Annotated in this window: 11 protein-coding genes and 2 pseudogenes; 11 read left to right on the forward strand and 2 right to left on the reverse strand. The window is 46.2% G+C overall.

Annotated elements, in window-relative coordinates; genetic code table 11:
- From H6G13_RS29555 to H6G13_RS28870, 9 genes and pseudogenes are all read left to right on the forward strand, one after another.
- A pseudogene (locus H6G13_RS29555) lies at positions 1–159 on the forward strand (type 1 glutamine amidotransferase domain-containing protein); the annotation flags it as partial.
- Positions 160–164: 5 nt separating this feature from the next.
- A pseudogene (locus tag H6G13_RS25890) lies at positions 165–431 on the forward strand (SDR family oxidoreductase); the annotation flags it as partial.
- 340 nt (positions 432–771) lie between these two features.
- The gene (locus tag H6G13_RS25895) at positions 772–1,716 is read left to right on the forward strand and encodes an alpha/beta fold hydrolase (RefSeq protein WP_190488375.1); all 945 of its coding nucleotides are present in this window, start codon (positions 772–774) and stop codon (positions 1,714–1,716) included.
- Positions 1,717–1,891: 175 nt separating this feature from the next.
- Positions 1,892–2,251: a hypothetical protein gene (locus H6G13_RS25900; protein WP_190488377.1), complete on the forward strand. Its 360-nt coding sequence runs from the start codon at positions 1,892–1,894 to the stop codon at positions 2,249–2,251.
- Between the two features lie 367 nt (positions 2,252–2,618).
- Entirely contained in the window at positions 2,619–3,455 is an 837-nt protein-coding gene (locus H6G13_RS25905; RefSeq protein WP_190488379.1) for an alpha/beta hydrolase, read from the forward strand.
- Positions 3,456–3,559: 104 nt separating this feature from the next.
- Positions 3,560–3,895, forward strand: a complete 336-nt coding sequence (locus tag H6G13_RS25910; RefSeq protein ID WP_190488380.1) for a cupin domain-containing protein — start codon at positions 3,560–3,562, stop codon at positions 3,893–3,895.
- A gap of 279 nt (positions 3,896–4,174) precedes the next feature.
- Entirely contained in the window at positions 4,175–4,534 is a 360-nt protein-coding gene (locus H6G13_RS25915; RefSeq protein WP_242028541.1) for an SDR family NAD(P)-dependent oxidoreductase, read from the forward strand.
- Positions 4,535–4,563: 29 nt separating this feature from the next.
- Positions 4,564–4,842 carry an IS1-like element transposase gene (locus H6G13_RS28865; protein WP_242028542.1) on the forward strand — a complete coding sequence of 93 codons (279 nt, stop codon included), beginning with the start codon at positions 4,564–4,566 and terminating at the stop codon, positions 4,840–4,842.
- A gap of 53 nt (positions 4,843–4,895) precedes the next feature.
- Positions 4,896–5,309, forward strand: coding sequence for an IS1 family transposase (locus tag H6G13_RS28870; protein WP_242028543.1), 414 nt, complete (start codon positions 4,896–4,898; stop codon positions 5,307–5,309).
- A 226-nt stretch (positions 5,310–5,535) separates the two neighbouring features.
- Here the strand turns inward: H6G13_RS28870 and H6G13_RS25925 are convergent, their stop codons facing one another.
- Entirely contained in the window at positions 5,536–6,225 is a 690-nt protein-coding gene (locus H6G13_RS25925; protein ID WP_190488382.1) for a response regulator transcription factor, read from the reverse strand.
- Positions 6,222–7,355, reverse strand: a complete 1,134-nt coding sequence (locus H6G13_RS25930; RefSeq protein ID WP_206756547.1) for a sensor histidine kinase — start codon at positions 7,353–7,355, stop codon at positions 6,222–6,224. The genes H6G13_RS25925 and H6G13_RS25930 overlap by 4 nt, the downstream gene beginning before the upstream one ends.
- 877 nt (positions 7,356–8,232) lie before the next feature.
- Between H6G13_RS25930 and H6G13_RS25935 the strand changes: the two genes are divergently transcribed.
- Together H6G13_RS25935 and H6G13_RS25940 are read left to right on the forward strand one after the other, a co-directional pair.
- Complete coding sequence (locus H6G13_RS25935; protein WP_190488386.1) at positions 8,233–8,736, forward strand: aspartyl/asparaginyl beta-hydroxylase domain-containing protein; 504 nt, start codon at positions 8,233–8,235, stop codon at positions 8,734–8,736.
- Positions 8,737–8,861: 125 nt separating this feature from the next.
- Positions 8,862–9,761: an aromatic ring-hydroxylating dioxygenase subunit alpha gene (locus tag H6G13_RS25940; protein ID WP_190488388.1), complete on the forward strand. Its 900-nt coding sequence runs from the start codon at positions 8,862–8,864 to the stop codon at positions 9,759–9,761.
- Positions 9,762–9,915: the final 154 nt, after the last annotated feature.

Raw genomic sequence — 9,915 nt, forward strand, 5'->3', positions numbered from 1 at the left:
TTGTTGGAAGACCAGCTAAAGGAACGGGGTAGCATCTACAGCAAAACCGCCAACTGGGTTCCCTATGTCCAAGTGGATGGCAGGCTCGTGACCGGCCAGAATCCGGCCTCTTCGGGACCCGCAGCGGAAGAGTTACTGAAGTTGCTTCGCTCTGTTTGATCTGCGCGGTAGTAGGCTTAACAAAAGCTGCTGCGCTCCAGTATGCCAAAGCGGGTATTCGCATCAATGTCGTTGCACCAGCAGCCATCGAAACAGATATGTTTGAAGCAGCTACAGGTGGGCAGGATGAAGCCAAAGCTTACATAACAGGGCTTCACCCGATCGGACGAATTGGAACACCGCTTGAAGTTGCAAATGCAGTCCTGTTTTTATCATCTGACCTGGCATCGTTCACAACAGGTGCAACGTTGATGGTAGATGGCGGTATGTAGCGCAATAGTCGATCGGCAGTGCGAAATGTTTGATACAGCACTTCAAGCGACTCACTAAAGCAACACTGAAATTGGTTCGCTAACTCCATCAGAAACTCCATAGGAATCTGCAAGAAGTCGAGTGTTGGAACTGACTACACTCAAGTGAACTAAGACAAAGAGAACTTAGGAGTTGATGATGTCCAAAGTGTCTTCTACCTCACCACTTATCTCATCAAATTAGAGTATTTGACGGATTCAATATAAATTGCTTCACTTTATGTCCCCCAATTCTCGTCGTTCTATAAGTCTGTTTCCCTGTCTAATAGCTCTACCATTATCACTGCTGTTTGTAGGTTATATGACAAAATCCGCAACGCCTGCCGAGGTTCACATTACAACATCAACAGGCACTCTCTATGGCACACAAATTATTCCAACGTCTAATCTGCCAGAGCCAGCGGTGCTGATCATTGCGGGTTCAGGTCCGACCGATCGCAATGGAAACAATTCTCTAGCTGGGCAGAATAATAGCCTCAAACTCCTCGCTGAAGGATTAGCCGATCACGGCATTGCCTCAATCCGATATGACAAGCGCGGGATTGGAGAAAGCGCAGCCGCAGGACCTGAAGAAGCTGATTTTCGTTTCGATACCTATGTTGAAGATGCTGCACTTTGGATTCAGCAATTGCAGGCAGATTCTCGTTTCTCAAGCATCACTGTAATTGGTCACAGTGAAGGCTCTCTGATTGGAATGCTGGCGACCCAAAAAACTGAAGCAGATGCTTTTGTATCAATCGCCGGACCTGCCCAAACTGCATCACAAATTTTACGAGATCAACTGCAACCTGGATTGCCAGATGCATTAGGGCAACAGAATGAGCAGATTCTTGCTGCTCTAGAGCAAGGTAACATAGTGACCTCTGTTCCACCAGAACTAAACATGCTCTACAGATCGAGCGTCCAACCCTACCTCATTTCCTGGTTCCGCTATACCCCTGCCCAAGAGATTAGGCGTCTCACTGTCCCTGTTCTAATTGTTCAAGGAACAACTGATATCCAAGTGCCTGTCAGTGAGGCGCAAGCCCTGAAAATGGCTAAGCCGGATGCGGAGCTTAGAATTATTGAGGGGATGAATCACGTCTTAAAAGCTGTTTCATTAGACCCTGAACAGCAAAATGCTTCCTATTCTGACCCAACGCTGCCAGTTGTGCCTGAACTCGTTGAAGGGATAAGTCAATTTATTCATACCAGTGAGATGCGCCGTGAGTCTAACCAGTCGCTGCACCGGAACGTGCCAAATTGATTGATTGAGTAGCAAAGGTTAAATGCGTCTGGTGAGCTTGGTCATTAGGCAGCGAGGGTGAAAAATAGACTTAATCAGAATTAAGAAAAGCAGTCAATTCTTAAGCCGATTTCAAATCTTCTTGCAGATTGTTTGTCCATTGATATATCGAGCACTTTATTACCGAGAAGGTCCAATGAAAAGAGAGTTAGCGATAAATTTTTTGTTCTCGTTTGTGGGTGGCGCAATGGTCTGGGCCTTGTCACCATCTTTATCCGGGCAGGTCGAGCCGTGGGATGCGGAAGGTTTTTATTATTCTGTAGCACTTCTTATTGTTGGCCTTACCGTTGGCTTTGCTCGGCCTAAACATGTTTGGTCACACTATGCCGGTATTATGCTTGGTCAACTGACGTATATGCTTCTTCTTATTCCAGTTCTGCCCGGCAGTTCGTTAATTCTTGTTGGAGTCGCTTTTTTAGCAGTTTACTCCATAATCGCTTTAGCAGGAGCAGCAAGTGGGGCCTGGTTTCGTCGCGTCAGCCGGAGTGCGCGGTGATTTTGCTGCCTAACAAGGCGCTGCAGCGAACCCGGCTCTCGCGCTCCGGTTGCAATCCACGCTGTCACCGCGGGCCGGGTCGCTGAGCTTGGGTCGTTGTAGACCGCATGAATCTTGATGCTGGTGTGCGTACCGCGCTGGCTACCGAAGCAGAATCAAAGCCATCTTAGAGGCGGCAAACGCGGCGATCGCGCTCAGGCAACAATGAAGGATTCTTGTTTTTCTGAAGCGATGGTACGCAATGGATGCTTGCCCCATCTTGAAGTCTGCTTAACACAGCATTGTTAAGACGGTGCTCGATCGCTGCATAACAATTGTGATGCAACAGACAAAAACACATCATCAATTTACAACGGAGAAACCTCTCATGCCTTACATTACCGTTGGTCAAGAAAACTCTGCAAATATCGATCTCTACTACGAAGATCTTGGGACAGGTCAACCGGTTGTTCTGATTCATGGATTTCCATTGAACGGACATTCCTGGGAGAAACAGGTTTTAGTTTTACTGAACGCAGGATATCGAGTAATTACCTACGATCGCCGAGGATTTGGTGCTTCCAGCCAACCCTCGTTTGGCTATGACTACGATACCTTTGCAGCCGATTTGAACGGGCTGATGACCAAGCTTGACTTGCAAAATACCGTGCTGGTCGGTTTCTCAATGGGAACAGGTGAAGTCACACGTTATCTTGGCAAATACGGCTCAGAGCGGGTGCAGAAAGCCGTGCTGATGGCTCCTGTTCCACCGTTTCTGTTAAAAACAGACGACAATCCAGAGGGTGTCGATCAAAGCGTTTTCGATGGTATTATGAAAGCGATTGTTGAAGACCGTCCAGCCTACTTCTCTGCCTTTTTCAAAGAGTTCTTCAATGTTGATGTATTGCTTGGCGATCGCATCAGCAATGAAGCGATTCAAGCTAGTTGGAATGTAGCAGCAGGGGCTTCTGCTAAAGGGACTTTGGACTGTGTACCCTCCTGGCTCACCGATTTCCGCGATGATCTACCTCGGATTGATGTGCCGACTCTGATTATTCATGGAGATAGCGATCGCATTCTGTCACTGGAGTCCACCGCAGCAAGACTTCCAAAATTGATTAAAGACAGTCAACTGGTTGTCATTCCCGGCGGGCCGCACGCGATCAACTGGACTCACGCTGATCAGGTCAATTCTGTGTTGCTGGACTTTCTTCAGCAGAAATAATCAGTGACCCTTTCTCCTTCAAAATTCACAGATCCTGAACTTGATCCGATTGTGTAATTGCAAGCCTAAACTTATGCTAATCCAAAAACTACGACTGTGAAGAAATGATCGCTGGAGATGAAACTGTTCTGCGCGAATTGCTTCATCCTGACAAACAAGATATCAACTTGCGTTACAGTTTGGCGCATGCGATCTTGCCTGCTGGCGAAACTTCGATTCCCCATTCTCTAAAGACTTCTGAGGTTTATTACATCATTAGCGGTGTTGGCGAAATGTCGATCGATAGCGAAGTTCGTCGCATTGAACCAGGCGATGCGGTTTACATTCCTCCAAATGCCATCCAGTTTCTTCACAACTGCGGCGACGAACCCCTTGTTTTCGTTTGTCTAGTTGATCCAGCTTGGCGCAAAGAAGACGAAACGATTTATGCACCAGTCTGATTCATGCAAATCTCACTGCTAGGGATGATTGATCACGATCTTAGGAAACCCAGCCATCGTTTTCAGTCAATGTTCATTGAAACTCTCTATGAGCCATCATAAGTACTGCTGTAGTGAATGGCGCGTCCCATGTTGTGATGGTTGCCCATGCAGATGCTGTTGCCAAGCTCATCAATTGTGCTACAACCGCGCTATAGACGAGGCATAAACGCATCCGGCTACAAGCATCTTCTCTAATTGGTACTTGAATCTAATGGCACTGACAGAAGAAGAAACAAAATGATACTTCAGGATAAGGTGTCCTTAGTCACTGGAGGAACAGCAGGAATTGGGCAAGCCACTGCGATCGCATTTGGTGCTGCTGGAGCCAAAGTGGTCTTCTCGGACATACGCGGTGTAGAAAGTGAAGAAACTGCTGATTTTATTCGCGAGGCTGGGGCGGAATGCTTGTTCGCAAAATCAGATGTATCGAGTGAGGCGGATGTGGATGTCCTGGAATGGTGCAGAAAGCGATCGCGACCTACGGCAGACTCGATTGTGCCTTTAACAATGCTGGCATTGATCTTGCTGTTAAACCACTGCATGAACAATCAACCGAGGATTTTGGGTAGTGTTCTAGACCTGTCGAAGATGGGTTAAGGTGGTAGTGTAGCTACGCCTTTTCTGCTATGGCTTTGGAAGCTGTTCTCTGCCCTTGCTGTGGTGGTAGCGATGTCGTCAAGCACGGCCGCAGCGCTGAGGGAAAACAACGCTACAAATGTCGCCATCAAGACTGTCCCCGCAGCACCTTCATGCGTCAGTACGCTTATCGGGGTTACCTACCCAAAGTCAAACAACAAATTGTCGATATGGCACTCAATGGCAGTGGCATCCGAGATACGGCACGGGTGCTCCACGTCAGCCCAACCACCGTCATTGACCAATTAAAAAAACCTCGCCCTATATAGAATCCATTAACCGCTCCCTGCTCCAGAGTAAGCCCCCATCCGATGAACCCGTGATGCTCGTGCAGGTCGAAGCCGCAGAATGTGACGAGATGTGGAGCTTCGTTGGTTCAAAAGCCAAGCAACGCTGGCTGTGGCAGGCTATCGACCATCACAGTGGTCAGGTCTTAGCCTATATTCTGGCTCCTCATGTCGATAGGGCATTAGTGAAGTTGAAAGGGCTACTGGTTCCCTTTGGTATCAGACGCTTTTACACCGATGCGTGGAGTGCTTATCAGCGGTTATTAGAGCCAGAGACTCCTGTGATTGGCAAAGCTAACACGCAAAAGATAGAGCGCTGGCATCTGACCTTGAGGACGCGCATCAAACGGTTAGGGCGCAGGACGATTTGTTTTTCCAAGTCAGTGCATCTGCATGACACAGTGATTGGCTTGTTCATCAACCGTTATGAGTTTGGCAGAAACATCTGATGAGCCCGCCAACATATCTAGAACACTAACGAGTGGAAGTAGCGCTAAGTAAAGTTCTTAAGGGTCCTTAAAGTGTTGCGAAATATGTGTGTAATGATAGCTCAAAGCCTTCCTGTTTCGCTCTATTACAATCAATCTGCTAGGGCTGATGGGGTTTGATTCAGCCACCTTCACTTTACGTCAGCTTGCTAACCAAGTTGACCAGATTTTTCGTCTCCTATATTAATCAGCCCTGACACTTACCCTGGTTCGCGGCATTTTTTGCGACAGAACCTTGATTAAGGTGTTGCTGACTCCAAAGCGCAGCTTGAGTGCGATCGCGTAGCCCTAACTCATTCAAAATCCGGGTGATGTAATTTTTAACCGTTCCTTCGGTAATGTGAAGAGTTTGAGCAATCTCCCGATTGCTTTTACCCTGGCTGAGCAACGCCAGAATTTCAGCATCTCGCTCACTTAAGGAGTAGTTTTGAGTAACTGGTTGAACTGTTGCTAAATCAGATTTATTCAAGCGAGCGAATACTTTCGGTGCAATAGTAGGTCCCAATTGGCAATATCCCAAATCTAAAGCTCGAATAGCGGCTGCAATTTGTTTAGCAGGGGTTCGTTTTAACAAATAACCCAATGCTCCAGCTTGCAGCGATTGCAAGATGTATTCATCATCATCAAACATCGTTAGCACAAGAATACGAATCCACGGAGAACGTTGCAAAATCTCATAAGTTGCAGTGACTCCATCACAAACAGGCATTCTCACATCCATCAAGATCAAATCAGGATGTAAAGACTCGCTGAGGGCGATCGCCTCTTGCCCATCTCTTGCCTGTCCAATCACTTCTAGATCTTCCTCAGCCGACAATAGTGTGGCTAGGTTTCGCCGAAAGGTATCCTGATCGTCTACAATCAGAAGCTGAATCATAAGGGAAGGGTAATAAAGATTTTTGTTCCTGAGCCTAGACTACTAGTAATTGTTAATCTACCTTTTAACAATTGAACTCGCTCTTCAATTCCCCGTAGCCCAAAGCCTGAAGGTGTCTGCGCTCTGTCAAAGCCCTGACCATCATCCTCCAGTTCTAGAATGATACTTTCAGCCGTGGAACAAGTGCGGAAATAAATCTGAGAGGCTTTCGCATGTTTCTGGATATTCGTCAAACCTTCTCTAACAATACAGTAGATGTGGTGGCTAGTTTGCAAGGGCAACTGAGGTAGGTTTACCTCCCAGCGAACGTTTAAGCCTGGGCGACATCGAACTTGTTCAACTAAGCTCAACAGAATTTGATTGAGATCAAAATTTTCTGACTGACGAATTGTCTGCAATGCATGGCTAACATCTTCAATGCATTGGCGTGAAAGAAATTGCGCTGCTTCTACCGCTTGAGTTAATTCATTAACCCCATGCTGATGCAGTTTTTGGTGAATGACCGCAAGTTCGCTATCGAGGTTTGTCAAGCCATATCCTAAAGAGTCGTGAATGTCACGGGCAATGCGAGTGCGCTCTAGCGTGGCGGTCAAGGTTCTAACCTGTTGAGCCAGTATCATTGCTTGCTGGCGGCTGCGATTTTCAGAGATCCATGCAAAGCTAAGTAACACTGAAAAAGTACTTGCAGCGATATAACTGCCTACATCATTAATCAGCTGAGCTATTAACGCTCTTTCGGGATGGTTCAAATATTCAGCTGTGTTAGCGCGAATGTGTGCCACAGTTTGTTCCCACTGTGTCGTAAAACTCCAAATTAAGCCAACCTGCCAAACGATCGCCATCGTTATTACAAGCAGGATGACATCTCTTCGTTTCAATAGAAAGCAACTTTTAGCAACGATGAGATACAGCAGAATCTCTAGATTCCAGCCAGAGAAAAAGCGTGTGGGAAGCAACGCAAGCACACTCAAGCCAATATACAATCGCCGCTGCCAGAGGGGGCGATCGGTTGGCAGTCGCAAGCTTAGCAGAGCACAGGCAGCTAGCGATGCAAAAGTAACATAAAATTCTGATGCTGAAGTTTGCCCAAAACCGTTGAGGGTGATTACAACCGCTATGACTAAAAACATAGTCCACTCGACGTAACGTAGAGTTCGACCAATCGGAGTGGATTCAACTACTTCAGAACTTGTCAAGGGGTAGGTCATGTTCATTGACAACGTTGCTCAATGGAACAATACCACAACTTTAGAGACTCAATTCATGATGCTGGACGACTAGCATCATGAATTGAGCCAATTTTGATTATATCTGAAGTCAACGAAGAATTTCTGACGTTAAATAAGACTATGTCAGAGCGAATTGTAAAACCGATGACAGGTTTCAAATCGTTTAATGGCGCGAGTAGGACATTGAGTAACGAGATTGCCATCGTTCGTTTGTCGTGCAACAGTTTTGACAACTCAACTTGGTGACTAAAGTCATTTTCACTAGTGACTTTAGTCATTTAGCAAAATGACCTTTGCGTCTACAGCTACATTCTTCGCTTAGCTATTCTGTTGCTACAGCGTGAATTAAAGATGAATCAAATTGGGAACTTAATAAGCAAACTGAGGCTCGAAAGGCTAACTGCGCCCTATTGCTAATGCCATAGTTGCTAATTAGTTCTACTTAAAAATGTTAGTGTTCATGCTCTAGCTTCACCATCTTGAGAAATCGTACAGTTTAATTGCTTCATTAGAATGAATTTCACCCGACGTAATAGTTTGAGCAACAGTTCTGCTTCCAATCAAGAACCCGAGCGTACAAACTCTGTAAAACCGACTCTATGGGAAGAAATCAAGCGAGGATGGGAATGGGTAGTTTTTGTCTGGAAATTGCTGCCTCGTATTGGTGGTATTGGTGCATGGATTCGGACTTTGTTCTTCATCATTTCATTGCTGATTAATAGATTGTTAATTCAGTGGAAAATTATAAAAATTAAGAAGTAGAAATTAGTGTTGAAAAATGATTGAATTTTACGATCCATCTCAATTTGAGTTTGTACCTAATCTAGAAACTCATTGGCAGATTATTCAACGCGAACTAAGTCAACTGCACCAAAATAATTTTCTTGCTTGGCCTGAAAAGCATTTATATGGCACAGGTTGGGATACGTTTGGTTTGTATGCTTTTGGCATCAGAATAGGCAAAAACTGTAGTCTTTGTCCAGAAACAACAAAGCTAGTACAAAAAATTCCTCGGCTTGCTACAGCCGGATTTTCCACTTTAGCACCTGGTACGCATATTGCACCTCACACTGGCTATCCCGATGGACTATTGAGGTGCCATTTGGGGGTCATCATTCCTGAAACCAATTCTGAAAAGTGTGGAATTCGGGTAGGTTCTGAAACACGACATTGGGAAGAAGGAAAATGTTTGATTTTTAGCGACAAGGTAGAGCATGAAGCGTGGAACTTGAGCGAGCGCCCCAGAACCGTTTTGTTGCTTGACTTCCAAGAGGGTGTTTGAGAAGCATTCTGAACGATTGATTGTCCAACACCTGACCTCAAGAGGGCTTCTCCTAGCCCTCAGAAGAATCGCTGCGCCTGCACGGAAATTAGGCGGACAATCGCAACGTGCTCTATAGGATTTCCATGACAGAAAAATCTTTGTTCTTGAGAAATATCTGGTACTACGCTTTTCCTAGCCACCAGCTTAATCAGGGCCGATCAGTTGTTAAAACGCTTTTGACAGAAGAGATCCTGTTTGAGCGCACTGAAGCAGGTAAAGTTACAGCATCTCAACATCAAAAACATACTGCTGCCAGAAGCTATCCTACCTGTGAAGTGCAGGGCAATATCTGGATTTACATAGCCGATGAGGGGAAAAGCTATGCGATTGAAGCTGTCCCCGAGGTGCCCTACTTTGGCAACCAGACACACCAGCTATCCTGCACTATGCGATTTCCTAGCAGTATTGACCATGCGGTTGTAGGATTGGTTGATCCGGCTCACGTTGCTTTTGTGCATCAGGCTTGGTGGTGGCGATCGCCCGTACAGCTTAATGAAGTAGTGAAGACTTTCGATCCATCCCCTTATGGCTTCACCATGCGACGCCATCCCCTAGAGCAGCAAACCTTTCTTTATAGATTACTGGGACGCAATCCAGAGGTCGAAATTTCATTTCAACTACCCGGAATTCGCATTGAATCAATTTCAACCAATCAGCATCAAGCGTGTAACTTAACAACAGCCACTCCAATTTCAGAGACAGAAACCGAGGTCACCAACCTACTTTATACAACGCTGCCATGGGTGCCCCTACTCAAGCCGCTGCTCTCTTCTTTTATGCATAGCTTTTTGGCCCAGGACCGGGAGGTTTTAAGCAAGCAGCAGATTGGCTTGCAATATGATCCATCCATGACATTAGTGGGTGATGCCGATGCTCAAGCACGATGGTACTACCGACTAAAACGGGAATTTGCTGCTGCGGCAGAAGCAGGTCGCCCCTTTGTAAACCCCATCCAACCCCAAACCCTCTCTTGGCGGAGCTGAACAATCAGTGGCTTGTTGAAGCCCCCACGATTCACGAATCAGTATTTTGCGAGAACAGTTCATGAATCTCTGGACCCTGCCGCCCAAAGAACATCTCAAAACAGTCTTGTGGCTGCTAGGGGGAGGGTTGCTGGTGCGGGCAGTGATTGCTGCC

It is taken from the genome of Pseudanabaena sp. FACHB-2040 (assembly GCF_014696715.1).
Classification (GTDB): domain Bacteria; phylum Cyanobacteriota; class Cyanobacteriia; order Phormidesmidales; family Phormidesmidaceae; genus JACVSF01.

Excerpts from the sequence above, each read along its gene's own strand:
- H6G13_RS25910 (WP_190488380.1), top strand. The coding sequence starts at position 3,560 with ATGATCGCTGGAGATGAAACTGTTCTGCGCGAATTGCTTCATCCTGAC.
- H6G13_RS25905 (WP_190488379.1), top strand. The coding sequence starts at position 2,619 with ATGCCTTACATTACCGTTGGTCAAGAAAACTCTGCAAATATCGATCTC.
- H6G13_RS25930 (WP_206756547.1), bottom strand. The coding sequence starts at position 7,355 with ATGTTTTTAGTCATAGCGGTTGTAATCACCCTCAACGGTTTTGGGCAA.
- H6G13_RS25940 (WP_190488388.1), top strand. The coding sequence starts at position 8,862 with ATGACAGAAAAATCTTTGTTCTTGAGAAATATCTGGTACTACGCTTTT.
- H6G13_RS25895 (WP_190488375.1), top strand. The coding sequence starts at position 772 with ATGACAAAATCCGCAACGCCTGCCGAGGTTCACATTACAACATCAACA.
- H6G13_RS28865 (WP_242028542.1), top strand. The coding sequence starts at position 4,564 with ATGGCTTTGGAAGCTGTTCTCTGCCCTTGCTGTGGTGGTAGCGATGTC.
- H6G13_RS25935 (WP_190488386.1), top strand. The coding sequence starts at position 8,233 with ATGATTGAATTTTACGATCCATCTCAATTTGAGTTTGTACCTAATCTA.
- H6G13_RS28870 (WP_242028543.1), top strand. The coding sequence starts at position 4,896 with ATGCTCGTGCAGGTCGAAGCCGCAGAATGTGACGAGATGTGGAGCTTC.
- H6G13_RS25900 (WP_190488377.1), top strand. The coding sequence starts at position 1,892 with ATGAAAAGAGAGTTAGCGATAAATTTTTTGTTCTCGTTTGTGGGTGGC.
- H6G13_RS25915 (WP_242028541.1), top strand. The coding sequence starts at position 4,175 with ATGATACTTCAGGATAAGGTGTCCTTAGTCACTGGAGGAACAGCAGGA.
- H6G13_RS25925 (WP_190488382.1), bottom strand. The coding sequence starts at position 6,225 with ATGATTCAGCTTCTGATTGTAGACGATCAGGATACCTTTCGGCGAAAC.